At 49.9% G+C, this 22,389-nt stretch carries 17 protein-coding genes and 1 other annotated feature; of the genes, 7 read left to right on the top strand and 10 right to left on the bottom strand.

What is annotated here, in order from left to right; all coding sequences use genetic code 11:
- Positions 1-210: 210 nt before the first annotated feature.
- Positions 211-418: a binding site (T-box leader), on the bottom strand.
- Between the two features lie 202 nt (positions 419-620).
- The gene (locus tag Afil_RS00415; RefSeq protein ID WP_230266551.1) at positions 621-1,448 is read right to left on the bottom strand and encodes a YoaK family protein; all 828 of its coding nucleotides are present in this window, start codon (positions 1,446-1,448) and stop codon (positions 621-623) included.
- Positions 1,449-1,871: 423 nt separating this feature from the next.
- Here Afil_RS00415 and Afil_RS00410 point away from each other — a divergent pair, with 423 nt between their 5' ends.
- A complete protein-coding gene (locus Afil_RS00410; protein WP_230266550.1) occupies positions 1,872-2,906 on the top strand; it encodes a LacI family DNA-binding transcriptional regulator in 1,035 nt (344 codons plus the stop codon).
- A 146-nt stretch (positions 2,907-3,052) separates the two neighbouring features.
- Here Afil_RS00410 and Afil_RS00405 read toward each other — a convergent pair whose 3' ends face one another.
- Together Afil_RS00405 and Afil_RS00400 are read right to left on the bottom strand one after the other, a co-directional pair.
- A complete protein-coding gene (locus Afil_RS00405; protein WP_230266549.1) occupies positions 3,053-3,898 on the bottom strand; it encodes an endonuclease/exonuclease/phosphatase family protein in 846 nt (281 codons plus the stop codon).
- A 335-nt stretch (positions 3,899-4,233) separates the two neighbouring features.
- A complete protein-coding gene (locus Afil_RS00400; RefSeq protein WP_230266548.1) occupies positions 4,234-6,525 on the bottom strand; it encodes a PTS transporter subunit IIBC in 2,292 nt (763 codons plus the stop codon).
- Positions 6,526-7,150: 625 nt separating this feature from the next.
- Here Afil_RS00400 and Afil_RS00395 point away from each other — a divergent pair.
- Genes Afil_RS00395 through Afil_RS00380 form a run of 4 tightly spaced genes read left to right on the top strand, consistent with a single transcriptional unit; the run spans position 7,151 to position 11,387 of the window.
- The gene (locus tag Afil_RS00395; RefSeq protein ID WP_230266547.1) at positions 7,151-8,584 is read left to right on the top strand and encodes a hypothetical protein; all 1,434 of its coding nucleotides are present in this window, start codon (positions 7,151-7,153) and stop codon (positions 8,582-8,584) included.
- On the top strand, positions 8,565-9,497 hold the full coding sequence (locus tag Afil_RS00390; RefSeq protein WP_230266546.1) for a glycosyltransferase family 2 protein: 933 nt from the start codon (positions 8,565-8,567) through the stop codon (positions 9,495-9,497). The genes Afil_RS00395 and Afil_RS00390 overlap by 20 nt, the downstream gene beginning before the upstream one ends.
- Positions 9,481-10,611, top strand: a complete 1,131-nt coding sequence (locus tag Afil_RS00385) for a glycosyltransferase (protein WP_230266545.1) — start codon at positions 9,481-9,483, stop codon at positions 10,609-10,611. The genes Afil_RS00390 and Afil_RS00385 overlap by 17 nt, the downstream gene beginning before the upstream one ends.
- Positions 10,608-11,387: a DUF4422 domain-containing protein gene (locus Afil_RS00380; protein ID WP_230266544.1), complete on the top strand. Its 780-nt coding sequence runs from the start codon at positions 10,608-10,610 to the stop codon at positions 11,385-11,387. Before Afil_RS00385 ends, Afil_RS00380 begins: the two co-directional genes overlap by 4 nt.
- A 110-nt stretch (positions 11,388-11,497) precedes the next feature.
- Here Afil_RS00380 and Afil_RS00375 read toward each other — a convergent pair whose 3' ends face one another.
- The 3 genes from Afil_RS00375 to lysA form a co-directional block, all read right to left on the bottom strand.
- Complete coding sequence (locus Afil_RS00375) at positions 11,498-11,959, bottom strand: GNAT family N-acetyltransferase (protein ID WP_230266543.1); 462 nt, start codon at positions 11,957-11,959, stop codon at positions 11,498-11,500.
- 96 nt (positions 11,960-12,055) lie between these two features.
- Complete coding sequence (gene dapF, locus Afil_RS00370) at positions 12,056-12,913, bottom strand: diaminopimelate epimerase (RefSeq protein ID WP_230266542.1); 858 nt, start codon at positions 12,911-12,913, stop codon at positions 12,056-12,058.
- Between the two features lie 37 nt (positions 12,914-12,950).
- Complete coding sequence (gene lysA / locus Afil_RS00365) at positions 12,951-14,255, bottom strand: diaminopimelate decarboxylase (RefSeq protein ID WP_230266541.1); 1,305 nt, start codon at positions 14,253-14,255, stop codon at positions 12,951-12,953.
- Positions 14,256-14,473: 218 nt separating this feature from the next.
- Between lysA and Afil_RS00360 the strand changes: the two genes are divergently transcribed.
- On the top strand, positions 14,474-15,625 hold the full coding sequence (locus Afil_RS00360) for a M20 metallopeptidase family protein (RefSeq protein ID WP_230266540.1): 1,152 nt from the start codon (positions 14,474-14,476) through the stop codon (positions 15,623-15,625).
- Between the two features lie 257 nt (positions 15,626-15,882).
- On the opposite strand, the gene Afil_RS00355 is transcribed toward Afil_RS00360, so the two are convergent.
- Positions 15,883-16,602: a hypothetical protein gene (locus Afil_RS00355; protein WP_230266539.1), complete on the bottom strand. Its 720-nt coding sequence runs from the start codon at positions 16,600-16,602 to the stop codon at positions 15,883-15,885.
- A gap of 217 nt (positions 16,603-16,819) precedes the next feature.
- Between Afil_RS00355 and brnQ the strand changes: the two genes are divergently transcribed.
- Positions 16,820-17,911, top strand: a complete 1,092-nt coding sequence (gene brnQ / locus Afil_RS00350) for a branched-chain amino acid transport system II carrier protein (RefSeq protein WP_230266538.1) — start codon at positions 16,820-16,822, stop codon at positions 17,909-17,911.
- Positions 17,912-18,066: 155 nt separating this feature from the next.
- On the opposite strand, the gene Afil_RS00345 is transcribed toward brnQ, so the two are convergent.
- Genes Afil_RS00345 through Afil_RS00335 form a run of 3 tightly spaced genes read right to left on the bottom strand, consistent with a single transcriptional unit; the run spans position 18,067 to position 22,349 of the window.
- Positions 18,067-19,866, bottom strand: a complete 1,800-nt coding sequence (locus Afil_RS00345) for a hypothetical protein (protein WP_230266537.1) — start codon at positions 19,864-19,866, stop codon at positions 18,067-18,069.
- Complete coding sequence (locus tag Afil_RS00340; RefSeq protein ID WP_230266536.1) at positions 19,817-21,340, bottom strand: flippase; 1,524 nt, start codon at positions 21,338-21,340, stop codon at positions 19,817-19,819. Before Afil_RS00340 ends, Afil_RS00345 begins: the two co-directional genes overlap by 50 nt.
- On the bottom strand, positions 21,255-22,349 hold the full coding sequence (locus Afil_RS00335; protein ID WP_230266535.1) for a glycosyltransferase WbsX family protein: 1,095 nt from the start codon (positions 22,347-22,349) through the stop codon (positions 21,255-21,257). The genes Afil_RS00340 and Afil_RS00335 overlap by 86 nt, the downstream gene beginning before the upstream one ends.
- Positions 22,350-22,389 lie beyond the last annotated feature (40 nt).

The raw sequence follows: 22,389 nt of genomic DNA, 5'->3' as shown, positions 1-22,389 counted from the left end.
ATGGTCTGAGAAAGAATGAGAAGAAGATCCAGCAGATTTAAACGTTTATGTATGTATGGATTTTTCGTTTCGGATCTTGTTCTAAGCTGTGCGTATGTATGCGGCGAATGGCTGTTTCTCAGTGTGTGTCAGCCTTTCGCCGGCCTGAATTCAGGCATCGTCGGTCTTCCTGCATGAAATCGCCCCTTCCAAAAAAAACGTCCTTTCGAATGAAAGGACGATAAGGATCGCGGTACCACCTGTCTTCCCTCTTTCTTGAAGAGGACACTCTCCCATAACGCCGGGTCGCGGGAACAGCTCGATTTCTGTCGCGGTTCCACTCACGGGCACGTTCGCTGCATTCCGGACGCTTCGTTTCACCAGGCCGAAGCTCTCTTTGGACCTTTCTGCAGGTACTATTTCCGATCACTGATTTGATATTCCGTATTCTACCCATTCCATTTTCGAATTCAATCCATTGAAACCGATTTGTTTCTCTTTCTGAAAAAATGCATGAAAACGAGAATATTTCCCGGCATTTTTCTGAAAATTCCTCTTGACGGCCCGAAAAAAGAGGTTTTCTTGCGAAGAGTAAAACGATTCGTATTACTTACGCGATAAAAAGACACGGATTTTGAAATTCAACGCTTCCAAACCGTGTCCTCGTTTTTGAAACTTCTATTGTTCTTCGAATTTTGTCCGTTTTCTTTTTCAGGCTTTGACGCAGCCGTTCCTGCCTTGTCCGGGTTGTCGACCGATGAATCAGAGCTCTTTTCGTCCGAATCCAAATGGGCAGGCAGCGCAATAAACAGACAGATCAGCAGCAGTCCAGCGCTGATCAGCGAAACATAATGATTGAGATACGGACAGAGCAGTGCGCCGATCACGATGCCGAGAAAGTAGGAAATGACCAGAACAAAATAGAGCAGCGCGCGAAACGCGTCTTCCCTATCCTTTTTCTGCAAATACCGTGTCAGGTGCACAAACGTGTTCTGAAAGCCGCTGTTGATGACGACCGTCGCCATCGGATTGCTTCGAATCCGCTTGAAAATAATCGTCTGCAGTCCGCAGCACAAGCCGAAAATCGGATTGGCCAGTGCGTTCCAGGAATCCGGAAGAAACGTGGCGACAATGATCAGAACGATTTCGATCAGAAACTGAATTCTTCGCCATTGCCGATACCCCGGCTTGTCGTGATAATGTTCGGCAATGACAATTCCAGCCGCAAACATCAGCGGCGGAAAAAGATACTTGGTCACGTTGCCAAATTCGCCTTTGGCCAGATCGAGTCCTAAATAGAGCAGGTTGCCGCTCTGACTGCTCGCGAAAACATGCCCGCGCGTCACGTACGTGCAGGCGTTGAGAATGCCGATACCAAGCGTTAAAAGCAGGCCGACGCGCAGCGATTCTTCCCGTTCATCCTTATCGTTTTCGACCAGTTCTCCGATCAGATCCTGTGGATAGTCCATACCTGTATTATCCGACGCGAGCCGCAGGCAAGCCGGCAGATGCCCGAGGCGAACGCTGCGGATTCAGGGTCGCTGGACACAAGCCGTCCCGCTGGCGTTTTTTCTCGCCGGGTTTCTTTTTGCGATTGTGTTTATCCGTTTCAGGATATTTGAACGAAGATAACGATCACTCTTTTCTTGAGAAAAAGCCGGAAAAGCGCCCTTGGTTTCGCCGGAAAACCAGACGGTCAACACTTGAAAAATGCCTGAAGAATTGGGCGGAGTCTTCCTGCCCGTCTTTTCCTTTGGCGCATTTTGTTGCATAATGATGCATATTTGCACAGCGTAAAAAGGCTTTGTTTATCGCAGATCAAACGCTTTCTGTATTCGTTGTGTGCAATTGTCGTGAAACAGAAGATTTCGCTTTGGAAAGGGGATTTTTTCATGTCCGTAACGATACGCGATGTTGCCCGCGTCGCCGGCGTTTCCGCCTCGACCGTCAGCCGCACCATTCGAAACAATCCGGCCATTTCGGAGACCACCAAGGAAAAGGTGCGCAAAGCCATGGAAAAAGTCGGCTACTCCGCACCAGCAAGCGCTTCAACGCTGGTCCAGAACAAGCCGCTTGTCGAAGTCGGCATCATTCTTCCGCCTTCCGCTGCGGATACGTACAACAACCCGTTCTTTCTGGAAGTCATCCGCGGCATCAGCGAGTACTGCAACCAGAACGAAGCGGTCTCCTTACTGTTAACCGGCCGGGATGATCAGGAAGTCATCGAAGCGATCCTTTCCCTTTCCGCGAGCAGCCGCCTTTCCGCCTTCATTCTTCTGTTTTCCCGCGCCGATGATCCCATCGTCGACAAGCTGACCGAAGAAGGCTACGACTACGTGCTGATCGGCTCTCCGCAAAGCCGCAGTTCGCAGACCGTCAGCGTCGACAACGACAACATCGAAGCCGGCAGCAGCGCTGCACGCTATTTGTATGGGCTTGGCCATCGCCGCTTCGCGTTTATCGGCTCCCCGTTCGAGCATCTGTTTTCTGCATCGCGCAAAAACGGTGTGCTTCTCTTTCTTCAGCAGGCTGGCATCGAGGCGCAAAACATGCATTTGATCGAAATGGAACACGGCGATCCCGAAGGGCTTGAAGAAATCGGCCGCCTGCTCGCGCTTTCCAAAGACAAACGGCCAACGGCCTTTGTGACAAGCGACGACCTGCACGCGATGGCCCTTCGCCAGAAAGCCGCGGAAGCCGGCCTTTCCATTCCAGACGATCTGTCCATCGTTTCCTTTAACAATTCCATTTTCGCGACGCTCACCTCCCCGCGTCTGACGTCCATCGACGTTCATCCGCTCCAGCTTGGCCGCGAAGCCGCCGCGCAGGCGATTTTACGGGCGCGCACGCCGCAGTCCATGGCCAGCAAGACCCTCGTTCCGTTCGTGCTCGTCGAGCGCGAAAGCTGTGCTCCAGCCAAATCCTGATTTTCTCCAAAAATATAAACCGCACAAAAAAGCCGTTCGAACGTCCCGCTCCCCAATTCAGGGGACGGTAAAGTTCGAACGGCTTTTGATTTTGGATTTATGAATTTTCTGGTGTCTGCTTTGCGGGCGGTTTTCGCCTGTCGGCTTTATTCGTGCGCACCGCGCGAGTCGTCAATTTCAACGAGCAGGCCGTAATGGTCGGAAAGAACAGGCTCCTTCTCTCCGTTAAAGACGACGCGGCTTTCTGTGACGTTTTCCTTATGGCCTGCCCAGATCTGATCGATCCGTTTTGGACCGCTTTGCGGCTGGTTTTCCCAGCCGTCAATGACGCCGCCTACCGTATAGCCGGCATCTTTCTTTTTTGCCAGCACGTACGTATCGAAATAGCCGCTCTGGCGGACGAGATCGGCCGATTCGCCCGGCAAAAACGCATCCGAATTGAAATCGCCCAGTAAATACACCGGCGAATCTTTCGAATGTTTCTCCAGCTGGGGCAGAAGACGCTGCCACTGCAGAGCGAACGGTTCATGCGGATCGTTCCACCAGGAGAGGTGGATGGAATAAAACCAGCCGTCTTCGGTCTGTACGCCCAGAATTCGGCGGGTACGAAAATCCGTATACGTATCGATTTTCGATGCCAGCAGATTTTCCGTCTTCAAAATTTTCTTACGGCTGAAAATAGCCAGCCCTTCGTCGTAGCGGTCGTAGCCGATTTTCATGGGCAGCCAGGCCCATTCGTAATGGAGGCCGGCTTTGACCAGCCGTCTGGCCAGCGCCAGACCGTGGTTGTCTTCGCGAAGAATCGCCTGTTCCGGCTTCCAGACCAGTGCGCAGACAAGATCGTCTGCCGCAGGAGCATCCATATTCTGGTTGACTTCCTGCAGGGCGATAATATCCGGCTGTTCGTTTTCAATCCAGGCGCAGAAGAGATCCTGTTTTTGCGCCATGTTTGTTTCCTGAAGCGAATGCGTATTGAGGGTGAGCAGTTTCATAGCTCTCTCCTTTCCATTTTTTCAAGAGATTCAGACTGGAATTTTGCGTGGTGTGAATTCTGGACGGCTCTGGCCTTCGCATTTCCTAGTCTGTAAGGACGCTTCTTCTCTTTCGATTGTAAGAAGACGAAAGGGGAATCGAAACGCAAGGACGACAAAATTTGTCGATGCCTTTAAAAGAAACGGGCTAAAGCCGTGAAAAAGGGAGCAGCCGCAATGGATCTGCTCCCTTGATTCTTCCCTTGCCGGCCATACAGCCGGTCCTCTTTTCGTAAACTCAGACTCCTCGAGGAGGCGAGGCAGATCTGACCGCGTGTGCAGATACGGATGGAGGTTTAGAGAATGTCGTTAATATCGGATTTCAGCACGTCGGCTTTTGGTCCGTAGACCGCCTGAATGCCGTTGTCTTTTTTGACCAGGCCCATGGCGCCTTCGGCTTTCCATGCCGGAAGATCCGCCACTTTTTCCACGTCTTTTACCGTAACGCGCAGACGCGTCATGCAGGCATCGACGAGAACGATGTTGTCGCGGCCGCCCAGCAGCGCAATGATTCGCTCCGGCTGCGACTGGCCGCCTTCGGACTTGGACGTCTCCGAAGAACTCGAAGAAGACGCGCTCGTATCGTCATCGTCTGTGGTGTAGTTGCCGTTGCGGCCTGGCGTAGCGTAGCTGAACTTGCCGATCATCCAGTAAGCGACAAAGTAGCCGATTCCGAAGAAGACGATGCAAGCGATGATGAAGTTGATGATATCGCCGCCAAGACCCGCCTGAATGGACATCGGGGTACGCATGAGGAATTCCAGATTTCCAAAGGAATGGAGACGCAGATGGAAGATACCCGCCAGCGCGAACGCACAGCCCTGCAAAATCGCGTAAACGATGTAGAGAGGAATAGCGCAGAACATGAACATGAATTCCAGCGGTTCGGTAACGCCGGTCAGGAAGACGGCGAGAACGATGGAAATGAACATGGAACGGTATTTTTTCTTCTTGTCCGGATCGACACGGCGATACATCGCCAGAGCGATACCGAGCAGCAGACCGGTTGCACCGATCATCTGGCCGACTTTGAAACGTGCCGGGGTAACCGTCGTGAGCAGTTCATTGTAGGCTGCTATATTGCCGGCGTTTTTATAGTTGATGAGGTCATTGACCCAGGCCAGCCACAGAGGATCCTGTCCGTAAACGGCGGTTCCCGCCTGTGCGCCGGTAGCAATGACATAGGTCCCGCCAAACGACGTGTAGTTCATCGGAATCGTTAACATGTGATGCAGACCAAACGGCAGCAGCAGACGTTCGAGCGTTCCGTAAATGAACGGCGCAAGAATCGGCGAAGTTTCCGAAGACGTCGCGATCCATTCTCCGAAGCTGTTGATGCCCAGCTGAACCATCGGCCAGAAAATCGAAAGAATCAGCGCGATGATGACGGACCATACGATGACAACGAGCGGTACGAAGCGCTTGCCGTTAAAGAAGGCCAGGGCATCCGGAAGTTTGCGGTAGTTGTAGTACTTGTTGTAAATGATGGCGCCCGCGAAACCGGAAATCATACCGATGAACACACCCATGTTCAGCGCCGGCGCGCCGAGAATGTTGACGAAGTAGTTGGCGACGGGCATCGGCTGTCCAAACAGCGTATGCGTGATCGCATTCGGGTCCGCTAACATGTCGGTCGTGACACCGAAAATCTGACCGGTGATGTTGTTGATCAGGATGAAGGCGATAACCGCCGCGAACGCGCCACCGGCTCTTTCCTTCGCCCAGCTGCCGCCGATGGCGACGGCGAAAAGCAGATGCAGGTTGTTAATGATGGCCCAGCCGATGTTTTCCATGACCATACCAATCGTGGTGACGAGGGTAATATCGCCGGCCATCATGCCGACCAGCTTGCCAAGGGAAATCATCAGACCGGCTGCCGGCATCACGGCGATGACGACCATCAGCGCCTTGCCGAATTTCTGAAGCAGGTCGAAGTTGATTTTGAATTTGAATTTTTTCTTTTTGGACGAATCGGATTGATCCGCTTTGCCTTTGGAAGACTTGGACGTGTTTTCCGTTTTATCCCCTTTTTTGTCGGCTTTTTCAGCGTCCTTTTTCTCGTCTTTTCCAGACGCCGGCTTTGTGTCGGCTTCCGGCGCTTCTTCTTTAGCCGGTTCTTCAATGGTGAGAATCGTTTCTTCTCCGCCTTTGACTTTGCCTTCCCGAACGGTGATTACCGCGTCTTTGGGGGTGCTTGTTAATACGATGGCGGTAATGGGGTTGAGGTTTTTCGACTTGAGAAGTTCAAGATCCACCTCGGCAACCGGTTCGCCTTTTCTGACCTTGGATCCGGCTTCCTTGAGAACTTTGAACGCAGCGCCGTCCAGTCCGACGGTTTCGAGTCCGACATGGACCAGAACTTCCGTTCCATCCTCCGCTTTAAATCCGTACGCATGCAGGGTCGGTGCGATCATAGTCAGTTCGCCGTCAACGGGAGCAACGATGGTTCCGTTATCCGGAATTACCGCGGCGCCGTCGCCCATCATCTTCCCGGAGAAGATGGGATCGGGCACTTCCGTAATCTGAACGGCTGTACCGCTCAGCGGCGAGACGATCTGGATCGAAACCGGCTTTTTGTTTTCGCTCATAGGGCCTCCTTTTTCTCTTTCCTGATCTGTGCAATGCCTCGTTTGCATCAATGCGTTTTCCATACCTGTTTTTATGCAACATTGTGCAATTAACAATGCAAATTATAGCGTAAATATCGGGTTTTGAAAGCGCAAAACAAGATATTTCCGGGTAAATTCCGTGATTTTAATGGTTTTGTCCCGTATTCAGAGCGATAGGTTTCGGGCTTTATGCGAATCGCGCATGTTGCACGATCTGTTTGCACAAACAAGGCAGGCGCTTTGAGCGGATCTGGGTCACAGCAGGCTTACTCTATTCTCAGAATCATTCTTTTCCTGCCCGGATGGCGAGCCTGTTTTTTCTGTGCGCCCACGGACGGGTTTCCCCTTTCCCCAGCCTTTTTTGGCTTGCGTTCTGATCGCGCGGATTAGCGTTTTTCTGGCGCTGTCCTTTGTTTTCTTACTCCATCGACAGATGCCCTCGGGCGGTCGAAACCGGGGAATACGCAAAAAGAATGATATATTTTTTTCAACAGGCTTATGCCATCCTGCTTCCCGTTTTCGTTTCTGCCCTTTTCTTTCGAAGAAATTCATCCCCGAACTGGCGCAGAACGTTTTTTTCGATCTCTTCGAAAGGAGCCGCTTTATGCATACCGTTTCCCAGTCTTTTTCCCTGTTCAGAGAGCGATTGCGCGCCAATCGTCTGATCGCGTATTCTCTGCGCCATTCTTCCCTGCTTCTCGAACTGCTTCTGACTTTTTTCCTTTTCACATCGTGGATGGGTTTCGTGATCGTATCGGCCCAGGGCGCCGCCTCGTATTCGCGCGGCTTTGATCTGTTCTTTACGATTTTGCGCTACGGAGGCTATGTGCTGATGCTTGGCGCGGCGCTGCTCAGTCTTACCTTGTCGAAGCGACGGCAAAATCCCATCGTCGTCTGGACGGTTCTGATCGTCAGCGTTCTGGTCTTTCTGTTTTCGCGAAGTACAGAATTTGCGATTCTGACCTTGTATCTGTTCGCGTTTCGCTCCCTCAGCCTCCGGCGCGGTCTGCGCGTGTATTTACTCGTGCTGACTACGGTATTAGGGCTCGTTCTCGCATTGAGCGTTTTGCACGTCTTTCCCGATGTGATCATGGATACGGAGCGTTCCCGTCATGCCCTCGGCTTTGCGTGGGTCAGCACAGCGCCGGTTCTCTTTCTGTTTCTTCTGATTGCGCTGCTGCTCTGCGATTTGCGCGCGCTCAACACGACGGCGCTTATGGCGCTTGCGGGCATGAGCGTTCTGTTCTATTTCCTGACCGATACGCGCTTTGCGTTTCTTCTTTCCCTGCTTCTGCTTATTCTGATTGGGCTGCTGCAGTCGCATCCGGCCTGGTTTTCGTTCATGCATAAACGCTGGTTTGGAATCTGTCTGGCGCTTTTGCCGGTCGTTCTGGCAATCGTGGCGCTGGGACTTATGCTGGCGTATACGCCCGGGCAGCCGTTCTGGGAAAGTCTGAACGGACTGCTTTCCGGCCGTCTGGCCAATGCGCGCACCGCGTTCGATCAGTACGGTCTGTCTCTTGCCGGAAAGCACATTGTCTGGCAGGGAAACGGACCGGCCACGACTGCGGGCGACACGTATTTGTATGTCGACTGCTCGTATCTGAATATTTTGCTGAACTTTGGCGTTCTTGAATGGCTGCTCGTGCTGGGATGCTGCTCGTGCATCGCCTGGCAGGCGTACCGCAAGAAAAATGTTCCGCTGATGATCGCGCTCTTTATTGTGTACTGCTTCTCGTTTAATGAAGTCCGCCTGTTAAATCCGGTGTTCAACCCCCTGCTTCTGTACGCCAGTCACCTGCTCAGTCAGCCGTTTTCCCATTTGAGCCGCTGGTTTGCTTCGCATTTCAAAACGCGCCTGAAAACTGCCCGAGCCGCGCATACTTCGGTTCACGAAGCGTCCGAAGACGCCTTTGAAGCGGACGGACACAGCGAGAAGATCCGCAAAGTATCTTCGAAAGCGACGCTGCGTTCATCCAGGCCGGCGGCTTCGACTGCAGGAAAAGGAGGGCCCACGTATGGCGCGTTCTCATCCTGAACAGACGATCGCCGTCGTGGTCACCTACAATCGAAAGGCGCTGCTTGTGGAATGTCTGAATGCCCTTCTCGCGCAAAGTCATCCGTGTTCGATTCTGATTGTCGATAACGCATCGACCGATGGAACCAAAGACACCGTGCATGCCTGGAAAAATGATCCGAAAACTTTAGCTTGCCAGAAAAGCCGCAATCTTCAGATCGTCTATCATCGCCTTGACGAAAATATCGGCGGTGCCGGCGGTTTTTGCGAAGGGCTGCGGCAGGCCGTTTTGATGGGCTATTCCTGCGTCTGGGGAATGGACGATGACGCCATTCCGGGCCCCGATGCGCTGGCCGCTCTGCTCGCCTTTGGCAAAGCGCACCCGGATTTTGGCTTTCTCGCCTCCAAAGTGCTCTGGAAAGACGGATCGTACTGCCGTATGAACGAACCCAAATTCATCGAGGGAAAGCAGTCCGACGAAATGGACCGGCCGATCCGGCAGGCTTCCTTCGTTTCCTTTTTCCTGCGGGCTCAGGTCATTGAAGCGATCGGTCTGCCCCTGAAAGATTTCTTCATCTGGGGCGACGATGTCGAATACACCAGACGGATCAGCGCAAGCTATCCGTGCTGGTACGTTCCCGAAAGTGTCGTCATTCATAAATGCGCCGACAATGTCGGCTCCGATATCAGCCGGGCTTCACATGACCGGCTGGATCGCTATCGCTATGCGTATCGTAATGAGGTGTATATTGCGAGACAGGAAGGCTTTTCGCGCAAGCTGTATCAGATGGCGAAAATTTGCCTGCACACTGCACGGGTTCTTCTCCATGCTCCCGATCATAAAAAAGAGAGGCTGGCCATCATCTGGTCTGCCTCGAAATCCGGCCTGCATTTTTCCCCACGAAAGGAGACTGTGAATGATCCGCGTACTTGAAGTCTTTCGCGAACCGATTGCCAACGGCGGTCAGGAAAGCTATTTAATGAACATGTACCGCCACATCGACCGAAACAAAGTCCAGATGGATTTTTTCACGCCCTTTACCGTCGATAATCTGGCGCTCCAGAAGGAAATGGAATCCATGGGGGCGCACGTCTTTGCGGCCGGACATCCCTTTGGCGAACACAACAACGCGGTTTTCAAATCGTCTTTAGAGACGTTTTTAAAAGAACATCACTATCCTATCGTTCACTTTCATTCCGGCAGCACGTACGCCCTGATGGAAGGCTCCAAGCTGGCCCGAAAAGCCGGCGTGCCCAACGTCTTTGTCCACTCGCACTGCGGCGGCTTTGACAATCTCAAGTACCGCGTCATCAAGACGATCTCGATTCCGTACCTGCTCAAATACCCCACCAAATATCTGGCCTGTTCGGATCTGGCGGCCCGCTGGAAATTTCCGCCGTCCATCATTCGAAACCATCAGTACACCGTGGTAAAAAACGCAGTAGACCTGAACGAATTCCACTTTGAACCCGCCTGGGGAAAGGAAATCCGCAAGGAGCTGCACATCGATCCCGGCACGCTGGTCATCGGCCACGTGGGACGGTTCAGCGTCCAGAAAAATCACCCGTTTCTGATCGAAGTGTTCGAACAGATTCATCAGCGCCGCCCCGATTCTGTCCTGCTTCTGGCCGGTCAGGGCGAAACGATGGACGAAATCCGTCAGCTTGTCTCGCAAAAAGGATTAGACGATGCCGTGAAATTTCTTGGGATTCGTAAAGACATCGCCCATCTGATGAATGCGATGGACGTTTTTGTCCTTCCCTCCTTTTTTGAAGGACTTCCCGTCGTCGGCGTCGAAGCACAGTGCACCGGTCTGCCCGTCGTAACGTCCACGCTGGTGGCGCATGAGCTGCCGATCGAATCGCTGGCGCTCTATTTGTCTCTGGATGATTCGCCAGCGACATGGGCCCAGAAGATTCTCGAAGAAGCTGCCCGTCCGCGCGCCGACACCCGCGATGAAATCATCGCGTCCGGCTACGAAGTGAAGGAAGCGGCCAGAAAGCTGGAAATGATTTATTTGAACGCCGGAAAGGAAAGCCAGAAATGACAGAGGGCAGACTGCGGCAGTACATCATCATGCATAAAGCCTTTACACCCCCTGCCGATCCGTCTTTTGTTCCGCTTCAAGTCGGCTTTGGCGAATATCTTGGCTATTTGCGCGACAACACGAAAGACAACATCGCTTCCAAAAACAAAAGCTGGTGCGAACTGACGGGGCTGTACTGGATCTGGAAAAACGATACCGAAAGCGACTGGATTTCGATCAGTCACTATCGCCGCTACTTTGGAAAAAACAAAGCAATGAGCGGTCCGGAAATTCTCAAGGCTCTGGACGGCTATGATGTGTGCCTGGCGGAATTCGAACCGTATCGCGAAAGCGTCTATGAACAGTACTGCATCGAATCCGGCTTTGCGCAGGATCTCGATACGCTTCGAGAAATTCTTGCCGCGAAAAGCAAAAAGGATGTGCAGGCGTGGGATGCGATCATGGCGCAGGGCGGCATCAGCCAGTACAACATGATGGCCTGCTCCAAAGCACGCTTTGACGACTATTGCGCCTGGCTTTTCCCCATTCTGGAAGAACTGGAGAAACAGATATCGCTGGACGGCCGCAATGCCTACCAGCAGCGCATTTACGGCTTTCTTTCCGAGCGGCTGCTCAATGTATACGTGCGTTCCCGCGATCTGCGCGCCCACCGTCTGCCCGTCTGGCAGCCGGAACTGAGCCGGTCGCAAAAACTGCGGCTTTCCCTGCGGCGCGTCAAAAACCGAATGATCTTTTCGCTTTCAAAAAAACATTCGACCCCGGACGCGCACGCGTGAGCCAAGGCCGGAGAAGTCGAAAACGAAACGAACGAAGAATAAAGATGATGAAGACGAAAGAGGATGAAAAAAACTGCGTATTTGCGGTATTTTTCATCCTCTTATTGTTTTCACTTCGTTTTCTGGGCTTCCTTTTCCATCACGAAATTCGTCAGGAGAACGCCGCGGCGTTCCACCTGCTGGGAATGGATGACGCGATAGCCCCGTTTTTCAAAGAACGGTCTGGCCGTAATGGACGCGTGAACGGTAATCGTTTTGTCGACGCTCTGTTCGAGCCGGTCGCAGATCGTGCTGGCAATGGCCTGATTCTGTCTGTCCTTATGCACGTACAGGCGGTCGAGATAGCCGCTCGAATCGATATCGCCAAACCCGACGATTTTCCCGTTTTCCACAGCCACCAGCGTGTAATGCGCCAGAAAGGACTGGCACCAGGCTTGCGGATCTTCTTTTCCAGTCGCCCAGACATCGAGCTGTTTTGGGGAATAGTCTCGGGCGTTGATCGTATGGACGGTGTCATAAAACAATTCCAGCATTTCCCTGCAGTCCGCAGGCGTGTACGCTCTCAGTTCCATGCGATGGTTTCCATCCTTTCCATTCGATCGATCCTTGCCATTTTCTCCTGGCAGTCCCGCTTTTTCTTCCCTCTTGCTTCCGGTTCCCGTTCCGCTTTATTCGATCGGGCTTTTGGCAGAAGGCATCCAGTGAAACGTGCCTTCCAGCACGCAGACGGCCGGTCCGGTCATCCAGGCGGACTCTTCTTCATCGATATCGATGTGAAGCGCTCCGCGCTTAAGTTTGACATCCACGCTTGTGCCGCAGAGGCCTTTGCGATGGGCGTCGATGACGCTTGCGCAGGCGCCCGTTCCGCAGGCCAGGGTTACCCCGCAGCCGCGCTCAAACGTCTGAATCTCGATCTGATCGGGCGAAAGGACATGAATGAAGTTGACATTCGTCTTTTCGGAAAACAGCGGATGCTCGCAAATGGCGCGGCCTTTTGCTTCGATATCGCCCATGGCGTTTTCATCAAAAACGAGGGTGTGAACGGTCGACATGAAAAAGGAATCAATCGAAACCGTCTGATCGCCAATCGACAGCGGCCAGTTGTAAATGCGGGCGTCCGGATCGGATACATGAACGCCAATGGCTTCAGGATCGTCGATTGGCTTTCCCATGGCAACGCGGGCCAGAAACGGCTTCTGGCTGATGATTTCGACAGTCTTGGTTCCAGCCAGCGTTTCGATCGTTACCGAATCGGCCTGTTCAAGCAAGCCCTGATCGCGCAGGAAACAGGTCAGGCAGCGGATTCCGTTGCCGCACATGGGGGCCCGGGAGCCGTCCTGGTTGTAGTACTCCATGAAAAACGGATGGGTACGGGCGACCATCAGGCCGTCCGCGCCGATGCCAAAGCGCCGATCGCACACCTGCACGATAAAATCGTGCAAATCGTCGATGCGTTCGGCTTCTTCTTCGCGAATCAAAATGAAATCGTTGCCGCATCCATGGTATTTCGAAACCTGTACATCCATACGCCGTTCCTTCTTTCTATCCCGTCCGACTGGGAGATTATTCGCACTCGTGGGCGATCATTTCCTCAAGACTTTGCGGTTTCAGAACATAGCGCCAGTTTCCGTCCTTGACGAAGACCACGCCGGGGAAGGGCTGCTTGTTATAGTTGCTGGCCATGGAAATGCCGTAGGCACCGGCCGTATAAATCAGAAGCAGATCGTCTTCTTTCGCTTCAGGCAGTTCAATATCGCGAATGACGATATCGCCGCTTTCGCAGCATTTTCCGGCAACCGTGACCAGGCTGGTCGGGGCATCTTCGGGTGCGCCGACGACGCTTGCTGTGTAGCGGGCATCGTAAAGCGCCGGTCGAATCAGATCGGACATGCCGCCGTCGACCAGATAGAAACGGTTTTTCAGGCCCTGTTTAATGCGGGTAATCGTATAGAGCAGATAGCCGGATTCCGCGACAATCGAGCGGCCCGGTTCAATGGTCACCCGTTCGGGCATAAAGCCGTAGCGGGTGAATGTCTTCTGACAGGCGTCAATTAAAAAGGCGCAGGTTTTGGCAATGGGGTTTGGCGTATCCGCTTCGGAATACCAGACGCCAAAACCGCCGCCCAGATCGATTTCTTCGATCGCAATGCCATAGCGATCGTTCAGAACGACCATGAATTCGGCGAATTCCTCAATTTCCTTCGCGTACGGCTCCAGTTCAAAGATCTGAGAACCGATGTGCGCATGCAGACCCGCAAAATGAAGATTTTCGGCCTGCTGGACGGTGCGGATCGTTTCGACAATTCGCTCTTCCATCGTGATGGGAATGCCGAATTTCGAATCCGGTGCGGCCGTCTGAATGTGATGGTGGGTGGCGGCTTCGACAATCGGATTAATCCGCAGCAAAACGCGCATGTTCCGTTCCGGGTATTCCGACGCGATCGAAACGAGCGTCTGCGCTTCTTCCAGACCGTCAAGAATCAGCGTACCTACGCCCCATTCCAGCGCCGCGCGCAGTTCCTTTTTCGTTTTGTTGTTGCCGTGAAAATAAATTGTGCTCAAATCGATGCCGGCGCTTTTCGCCGTGTAAATTTCGCCCAGCGAAACGGAGTCGATATACAGTCCGTTTTCAGCGCAGAGCTTTAAAACCGCCTTATTGGAAAACGCCTTGGAGGCGAAAACCACACGGGTCTCAAATTCATCGCTTTTAAAGTCGTTCACATACGCCTGCATCGTCTGTTCCAGGCCGGTTTCATCGAAAATATAAAGCGGCGTTCCGCATTCTTTTGCCAGAGCGGCAGCGGATACGCCCGAAATCGTCACATCGCCATCGGCGGATTCAATCCGCGCAAATACGTCTTCTTTCATAGGATTCGTTCCCTTTCCTTTTTCCATTTTGCCGGTTTGCGGTATTGCATAATCCGGCTTTTTCCTGCCGCAAACCGCCCTGCAGTTTCCCGTCTTTCGTTGTTAAAAACGGCTCGGGAATGGTTGAAGTGTAGCGAATTTGAACCGGATTCACCACAATCCGAAGCCGTTTTGTTTTTATGAAACCCATTTTCAAACAGGTTTCATACACTTGTTACATGACAATAAAACATTTCACTCGATCGGAAGAAATCGCCCAGGTCCGGACGTGGCGCCGCGATCTGCATCAGATTCCTGAACTGGGACTCGATCTTCCAAAGACATGTGCCTACATCGAAAATGCGCTGAGCGATCTGTCGTGTAAAATAACGCATCCGCTTCCCTGCGCCGTTGCAGCGTTCTTTGATGCCGGCAAGGAAAGTACCCTCGCCTTTCGCAGCGATATGGACGCGCTTCCGGTAAATGAACAGACGGGTCAGCCGTATCAAAGCCGGTATCCAGGGCGCATGCACGCCTGCGGACACGATGGCCATATGAGCAATCTGCTTCTGTTCGCGCATCGGCTGGAACGCTATTATCGCGATCTGGATCAGAACGTTCTTCTGATTTTTCAGCCCGGCGAAGAAAATCCAGGCGGCGCAAAGCCGATCGTCGAAAGCGGGCTTCTCGAGACGTATCACGTGAACCGCATTTTCGGCATGCATCTCTGGCCGCTGCTGGAAAAAGGTGCCATAGCAAGCCGTCCGGGCCCGCTGATGGCCCGCTCGTGTGAAGTCACGATTTCCATTCATGGCAAAGCCGCACACGTTGCCAGGTTTCAGGAAGGGGCCGATGCGATTGAAGCCTGCATGGATGTTTTAAATCAGGCCTACGCGCTTGTGGCGTCGATGCCGGAAGATTCGTTCTGCCTGCTGCGCTTTGGAAAAATGGAAGGCGGACGCATTCGCAATGTGGTAGCCGAAGAATGCGTGCTGGAAGGCACGCTGCGCGCCTTTGAAGAAGCAGATTATCACTTTCTGCGAAATTCCATCGAAGATCTGTGCCATAAAATCGGCCAGAAGCGCGGCGTGCAGATCGAACTTTCCTTTTCAAGCGGCTACCCGGCAGTAATCAATGACCGCACGCTTTTTCAGACAATCGAAAAGGAGATTCCCAGCCTGCAGATTCTCGAGAAGCCAGAGCTCATTACCGAAGATTTCTCCGGGTATTTACAGCAAGTTCCCGGCGTATTCTTTTTCCTCGGAACGGGAACCGGAATTGAACTGCACGATTCGCACTTTGACTTTGAGGAAGACCTTCTCCTGGCCGGAGCCGATCTGTTCGAAGCGCTCTCCCTACTGCATTTTCCGGATCGAGACAGCGCGCTCTAGGTTTCTCTGCAGAAAGCCGCCCACCGGAATCCAAACATAAATCACGCCCTTGAACCGAGCGCATACAGAAGTTGCCCGCCAGTCCATACGGTCCAGCGGGCATCCTGCTTCTTTTTTAATTCCGAACGGCTTCCAGACGATCCTCTGGATCGATTGGGATATCGCACCCGCGATTGTAAATCTGTTTTTCAAGCAATACCCCAACAAAGCCAGCGGCTGCAGCATGCAGACTTTTGCGCGGTACAATCTGCGCCGTACTAATTGAGCGAGGAATCGAAGCTTTCGGGGTCCTTAAACAGATCTTCCTCGTCGTCTTCCTCTTCTTCATCCGGGTCGATGAATTCCCCTTTCAGGAACTCCCCGGTGTTCAGATCGATCGCGTAGCGAAAGGCGCGCGGGGTTTTCGGATTTCCCTCGGAATCCGTCTCGTCGGAAAGAATGAAGTCTTCCGCGGTGGCGTTATGTTCGAGGGCGTTCATGAAACTGGATACCAGATCGTGGCCCGCTTCCATGATCGCCAGAGCTTCTTCTGCCGTTGCACCCTGAAAAAGGATCGCCAGAATCCCCGGCGTAATGGAATGAATTTCTCCAATGGCCATGACCAGACTCGCCAGAACGCTTTCCTTTTCCGGATTGTATGGATTGACCTTCACCCGCTCCCGGTAGCGGATCTCGCCGCGCTGCGGATGGTAGAAGAACAGGCTTCGAGGACGTTCGTAATTGACCAGACAGATGAACTCCGCCATGGTGGAAATAAGATCCAGATCGTCTCGTTCCGTTCCGACGGGGAAGCTCATGGTCGTTTCAAAATCTTTTTCTCCGGTCAGGATGAGCATGTCGTAATTCAGTCCTTGAGACGACCCGAACGTCAGGGTAAACATTCCGTTGATCTCATCAAAATCGTATTTCCAGTTTCCGCCTTCGAGTACATCCTGAATGGCGTCGGAAATTTTCTTGTTATAGGGAACTGTTTCCATACATTGCTCCTTTCTGCAAATCGTTCTCTTGTTCTGAAGGCTTATTTACAGGTTCTGGGGCCTTCAGCCTGCCTTTCTCTTTGGATTTTATTGTAGCAGAACATGGAATTCGTGAATTGGCAGGGGGCAAACGAAATATGAATACGTTTTCGTCTGGATGATGTACTTTATGCACTTATAAAAGTATGGAATTGTCTTCGAATGCTACAATTTTTCTATGACTAAAGATATTTTGATTTTGGGAATCACCTTGTTTTCCATGTTCTTCGGCGCCGGAAACCTGATCTTTGCTCCCTACCTTGGGGCGCAGGCAGGCAGTGCTCTCGTTCCGGCTTTAAGCGGCATGCTCGTCACCAGTGTGGTCATGCCGGTTGTCTCCATCTGCATCATCGCCCCGTACCGGACCGCTTCCAATATGATCAGCAAAATCTGGAAGCCGCTCGGTCCAATTTTCATGACCATCGTCTATTTACTGATCGGTCCATGCATCGCCATTCCGCGTACCGCCGGAACCGCGATGGAAATGTGGTCCTGGCTGATTCCGGCCAGACCCGTTCAGATTGCGGCAATCTGTCTCTTTTTTATTGCCGCCTACTTCATGGCTGTCCATCCCGGAAAGCTTAAGGATATTCTGGGCAAGATCATGGGCCCGATTCTTCTGATTCTGATCCTCTGCGTCTGCATTCCGCTTCTGTTTGCGCCAGCCAGTGTTTCCGCTCCGGCTGCCGCATTTGCGAACAGCCCCTTCTGGACCGGCCTGAACGAAGGCTATCAGACCATGGATATTCTGGCCGCCTTCTGCTTTGGCATTCTGATTACGACCAACATCGAAAAAATGAACATCAAGAAGAAAAATCAGGCGCTTGCGCTTTCCGCAGTCTGCGCCGGTATTCTTCTTGCTCTCGTGTACATTCTTCTGGCGGTTTGCTCGTCTCGCAACAGCGTGCTCTTCGGTTCCTTCACAAACGGTGCGCAGATTCTTTCTGCCGCGGCTACTCAGACCTGGGGAAGCCTTGGACGCATTCTTTCCGGTCTGATCTTCCTGATCGCCTGCCTGAACGTCTGCTCCGGTCTTCTCGCCTGCTGCGCGGAATACTTCCAGGAAACGTTCGGCAAACTTTCCTACCGTTCCTGGCTGATCACCTTTACCGTTGCCGGCGCCGTTGTCGCCTGCACCGGTCTGGATTCCATCCTTTCCTGGTCCGGAACCCTGCTCTCCTGGATCTGCCCGATCGCGATTCTGATTCTTGCGATCGGTCTGTACAATTCCGTTCGCAAAAGCCTTGCGGAAAAATCCGCTGCGAAATAAAAGCTCATTTCACCAACAAAAGCGAAGACTTTCAGACTTCCTGAGGATTTCTTTAAGAAACATCCGGGTCTTAAAGCCTTCGCTTTTTAGATTTCATTCTTTTGTAAAGCATTCAAAATCTTCTGAGCGGAGTTCTGAAAATTTTATTGGGTTGTTCATTCTTTCAGAATATAGATCTGGTAATGGTCAGTGGTATACACAGGCTCATCTAAACCTTCAATATCAGCGGCTTCTGAAGTAACAAGAAGTCCGGGAACATCTCCATTTTCGAACGTCTTAGCCAAACTCTGATCCCATTCTGAGTAGACCTCAAATTCTGCATTTGGATTTAAAAACTGCAAGCCATTGCCTGGGTTACGGCTCGGAAGCCGACCAATATCGCTATTTACAATAACTACCTGTATGTTTTCATCATGCTGATTTTCGAAATTGCGAATATATTCTGAGATTGCCACATTGTCTTCTTGATAGGCACCCCAATCACTTACGTGATCCTTGTAAGCTTGATTGCCCGTAACAATCCAGTAAATCCCCATTATCGTTAGAATGAGGCAATAGAGAATCCGTTTTCTCTCTGCCATAAAGAGCAGCACCACTCCAATCCCAGTGAGTAAGAGACAGTTTCTCAATTCAATCCAGTTTTCCTTTACGAACCATGTAACTGCACTATTGTTCACCGGTGCTCTCCATCGAAGCTCACCCTGATTGCATTGCCAGGAAACCGAAAGAACAGTTAGAGCGTAAATACCCATTAAGATCAACAACTCTGTAAAACTCATTTTTCTAAGAAACAGCTCTGCAAATCCAAGGGCCAGACCAACACTATAAAGAGGCTCCAAATATCTGCCATAAACCACATGGCTAATTGTCGTTGGAGTAATCATGGAAACCGAGCTGATTCCTGCGGATAAAAGAAAGGACAATAAGACAAATAAGTAAACCAAAGCCAACTCATCCGCGCAGGCATTTTCCCCAGTTTTTTGGTGCCGTTTTGATTTTCCCTGAATCCATTTGAACAGTCTTGTCACACTACGGAGCAAGAGAAGTGGAATCACAAAAAAAGTCGCAGTAAACAGATAAAATAGCTTTCCGGAAAAAGAAAGCAGAAAATCACGTATACCTGAAATAGTAAACAGATATCGAATATTACCTGCCTGCCCGCTAATGTTATTTACATTGGAACTAGGACTGGACACCCAAAGATTATTGATCAGATCCGTCTTCAAAAGCGAAAACAAAAAGTAGATGATTCCAAAAGTAAGGAAAAAAATGAGAAGTTTTAAGATGGCATCTCTCTTTGTTTTTTGAAAAAAAACCGAGATAACTAATATTATAAAAACAGAGAGAACAAAGCCTATCATTCTCTGATGCACATAATAGATGTAGGCACACAAAACAGAAATACTTATAAAATAAATCAAGTTGTATGTTTTAAGCAACTTAACAAAAAGCACAGTCAACATCACGACCAAGAGCGAAAGAAAACACTCAGGCCATGTGAAATGGGAATTAAGAATATTCGAAGCATAGACAACGGATATATAAGCGAAAAAAATTGCCCAACTGCTTTTAATAGTTTTAGGATAGAGCAGTTTGATAAGACGAATTAACAGCAGGAACGTTAGCGCTAACCATAGCCCGTTAACCATTTGGGCCAGGGCATAAGCATTCGTATAGGATCCAGTTAAGCTAATGAATAGCTTTAGGATCAGCGAATATCCAAAAGAATAGTACGGAATCGTCGAAATTACAGTCGACCAGTTCTGTCCGTTGAAAAAAGCCGCATCTCCCCAATACCCAAATTCATCTTGATAAATCTGCGGAATGGAAACCTGTTTGTAACCAATCAAGGGAATAACTAAAAGACTTACAACGCCTAAGATGATTAACAGCCAAGGAAGATATTTACTGGTTTTTCGAATATTTGCGGGTTGAAATTCTACTTCTGATTTCATCACACACCTCTAAAATAGTCTTTTCTTTGAGCAAGTATAAGAGAATTAAGTTCACAATTAGGGCAAGTGGGAGGACCACAAGCAGCGCCATTTTCCAATTCAGAACGTTTAATTGGAGAGCATATATACCAACCACCGTAACGCCAACAGAAAGAAGAGTTTTGAGTACGGTTCTTTTCACCGAATTGAGTTTTACCATGTGCCTGCAATTTAAGAAGAGGAGAATAAACACTGAAATTTCTGCTGCAAAGGTGGCAGCAGTTGCGCCAAGTACATTAAACCGGGGGATCAGAAGAAGATTAAGAAGAACGTCAATTACTGAACCGACTATCGTGGCTTTCAGCATGACGGATTCTTTATTGTTTGGCACCAGGAGCTGCCATCCCATATAACAGTCAACAATCGAAAACAGAAAATTAATAGAGAGAATTTTCATAGCGGGATCTGCAGCTAAATAAGCTTCACCGCTATACAGGGTAATCAGCTGTCTGCTGAATACTGACATATATACGCTAATTAAAATTCCGCCCAGCATAATCAGACGAGCAATCTTTGTTGCCAGTTTGCGATACTCTTCTTTGTTTCCCAAGCCTATGTAATAAGTCAAACGAGGAGTAAATACTCCGAATATTCCAGTAACAAAAGTTGAAGCAAGTCTGGTCAGTTTTGAAGCTGCTGTATAGAGCCCCACACTCATATCTCCCTGCATAGCTCCAAGCATAGAGGAGTCAAGTAATGAATATACGTTCGTCGCGACAATAACAGAAAAAATTACCGTCAAAGGCTTCAAGTGACGCATTATCGATTTCAAGGACAATTGAACACGCGTTAAATTCTTTACAATCTCTCCGCCATTCAGAATAAAGCTGACAGCATAAGGAATTACGATTGACACTGCATAAATAAGATAATTTTGAGGACTTTTGACAAAAAGAAATACAACTACTAAAGATAAAAGCGAACCAATTACAGATCGAATTGTTATATAGGTGTATTGCTCATAGATATTAAAATACCAGTCAAAGTTTAAGCCATAGACAATAATGTATACCGAAAATACCCATAGCAGTTTCGAGTAAGTATCTGGAATAAATAAAGCAGTAAACAATCCATAGGCGATTAGAGAAATCACAGTACAGATAAAATTTATTACAATCAGCTCAATAATTAGTTTGTTCAGCAATACAGGTTCATCCCTGTGTTTAGAGCCTTCACGAATTCCGTAAGTCGTCACACCAAACGAGGCAAAGAGCTGAAAATACGATGCGATTGACTGAATGTATTGGACTTTACCGATCGGTGCTACACCAAGCATTCGAGAGGCGTAAGGGAAAATCAACAAGGAAGAGCAGGTTACAACCAAAGTTCGGAGAATATAAATAATGAAGTTATATTTTAGGCTTTTCCGTTTTTTCGTCATTCGTTTTCTCTCTTTGTTTCTCCTGCTCAATGATTTCCAGATATCTGGTTCCATAAAAGTTATCTGGCTCAAGATACGTTCCTTCGGCCCATTCGTTCCATGCGTTGATGAATACAAATGGTCCTGTCGTATCTTCAGTCATGAGTTTATGCAGCGTATCCTTAAAATATTGCGGATCATTATCTACCATCACGCTGCCGTTTTTCCCTTTTCGCGCTGTATTATCCCATCCAACACAGACTGAAGGGTTATTGTTTTCAGGTTGCGAGCGATTGGCTATATTTTCAAACACACTTTTTGAGTCATACTTCGTAAGTTTATGTAAATTCATATTTACCTTCAAAAAACGATCGATTTTTGCTGGAAGGCTCTGTTTTTTCATCTCGTTCGAAAAAGTATATACAGGTTCGAAGGTCATTGTCCCAGCAGCATTTGGTAAAACAGGCTTTGGCTGAATATAGTTAAGCGTTTCGAGAATATAGATTCCATCAAATCCATATTCGCGCAGTCTTCTATTCCAAAAATCGACCATCTCTGCACAGTTTTGAATTCGAGAAGAAGTATAAAGAAGCAGAACTGGCTTGTTATCGATTTTGATGTATCGCTCATCTTTAAAAAAGGGCAGAAAATACTGCAGATGGGATTCCCAGTCTTTTTCCCCTCCATATTCTTGCTGAATAAGTATGTTTTTTTCTCGACCGTCCCAGGTCCTTGCCCAGGTCTCATTAGCCCAGGAAAACATAAAAGGAATTTTTACATCCGTATTTGTCAGTAACTGTTCAACCGGTTTTTCAAGCAGAAGCTTCCCATTAAACCAGTAATGGTAAAAACAAAATCCATCAATTCCATAAGCCAGGGCTAAACTAGATTGGTCTGCAAGAACTTTGGGATCGCTTAAATCATAGTAATTGTGGTTAAGAGGAACTCTAGGCTGTAAATGCCCTTTAAATAAGGGAACAGCTTTTTTTACATTCACCCAATCCGTAAATCCTGGCCCCCACCATTCATCGTTTTCAGGAATTCTATGAAACTGAGGCAAATACAAAGCGATAATCTTTTTCATATAGGGCCTTTCTAATCTAATAACAAGAGCCAGTTCAATT

This window comes from Allobaculum fili, from assembly GCF_020969955.1.
GTDB classification, from domain to species: Bacteria; Bacillota_I; Bacilli_A; order Erysipelotrichales; family Erysipelotrichaceae; genus Allobaculum; species Allobaculum fili.
Note: the sequence above shows the minus strand (reverse complement) of the source record. Positions and strands in the feature narration are given on the sequence as shown.

What these genes read in the sequence shown, in the direction of transcription:
- Afil_RS00415 (WP_230266551.1), bottom strand. Translation starts at nt 1,448, where the DNA reads ATGGACTATCCACAGGATCTGATCGGAGAACTGGTCGAAAACGATAAG.
- Afil_RS00410 (WP_230266550.1), top strand. Translation starts at nt 1,872, where the DNA reads ATGTCCGTAACGATACGCGATGTTGCCCGCGTCGCCGGCGTTTCCGCC.
- Afil_RS00405 (WP_230266549.1), bottom strand. Translation starts at nt 3,898, where the DNA reads ATGAAACTGCTCACCCTCAATACGCATTCGCTTCAGGAAACAAACATG.
- Afil_RS00400 (WP_230266548.1), bottom strand. Translation starts at nt 6,525, where the DNA reads ATGAGCGAAAACAAAAAGCCGGTTTCGATCCAGATCGTCTCGCCGCTG.
- Afil_RS00395 (WP_230266547.1), top strand. Translation starts at nt 7,151, where the DNA reads ATGCATACCGTTTCCCAGTCTTTTTCCCTGTTCAGAGAGCGATTGCGC.
- Afil_RS00390 (WP_230266546.1), top strand. Translation starts at nt 8,565, where the DNA reads ATGGCGCGTTCTCATCCTGAACAGACGATCGCCGTCGTGGTCACCTAC.
- Afil_RS00385 (WP_230266545.1), top strand. Translation starts at nt 9,481, where the DNA reads ATGATCCGCGTACTTGAAGTCTTTCGCGAACCGATTGCCAACGGCGGT.
- Afil_RS00380 (WP_230266544.1), top strand. Translation starts at nt 10,608, where the DNA reads ATGACAGAGGGCAGACTGCGGCAGTACATCATCATGCATAAAGCCTTT.
- Afil_RS00375 (WP_230266543.1), bottom strand. Translation starts at nt 11,959, where the DNA reads ATGGAACTGAGAGCGTACACGCCTGCGGACTGCAGGGAAATGCTGGAA.
- dapF (WP_230266542.1), bottom strand. Translation starts at nt 12,913, where the DNA reads ATGGATGTACAGGTTTCGAAATACCATGGATGCGGCAACGATTTCATT.
- lysA (WP_230266541.1), bottom strand. Translation starts at nt 14,255, where the DNA reads ATGAAAGAAGACGTATTTGCGCGGATTGAATCCGCCGATGGCGATGTG.
- Afil_RS00360 (WP_230266540.1), top strand. Translation starts at nt 14,474, where the DNA reads ATGACAATAAAACATTTCACTCGATCGGAAGAAATCGCCCAGGTCCGG.
- Afil_RS00355 (WP_230266539.1), bottom strand. Translation starts at nt 16,602, where the DNA reads ATGGAAACAGTTCCCTATAACAAGAAAATTTCCGACGCCATTCAGGAT.
- brnQ (WP_230266538.1), top strand. Translation starts at nt 16,820, where the DNA reads ATGACTAAAGATATTTTGATTTTGGGAATCACCTTGTTTTCCATGTTC.
- Afil_RS00345 (WP_230266537.1), bottom strand. Translation starts at nt 19,866, where the DNA reads ATGAAATCAGAAGTAGAATTTCAACCCGCAAATATTCGAAAAACCAGT.
- Afil_RS00340 (WP_230266536.1), bottom strand. Translation starts at nt 21,340, where the DNA reads ATGGAACCAGATATCTGGAAATCATTGAGCAGGAGAAACAAAGAGAGA.
- Afil_RS00335 (WP_230266535.1), bottom strand. Translation starts at nt 22,349, where the DNA reads ATGAAAAAGATTATCGCTTTGTATTTGCCTCAGTTTCATAGAATTCCT.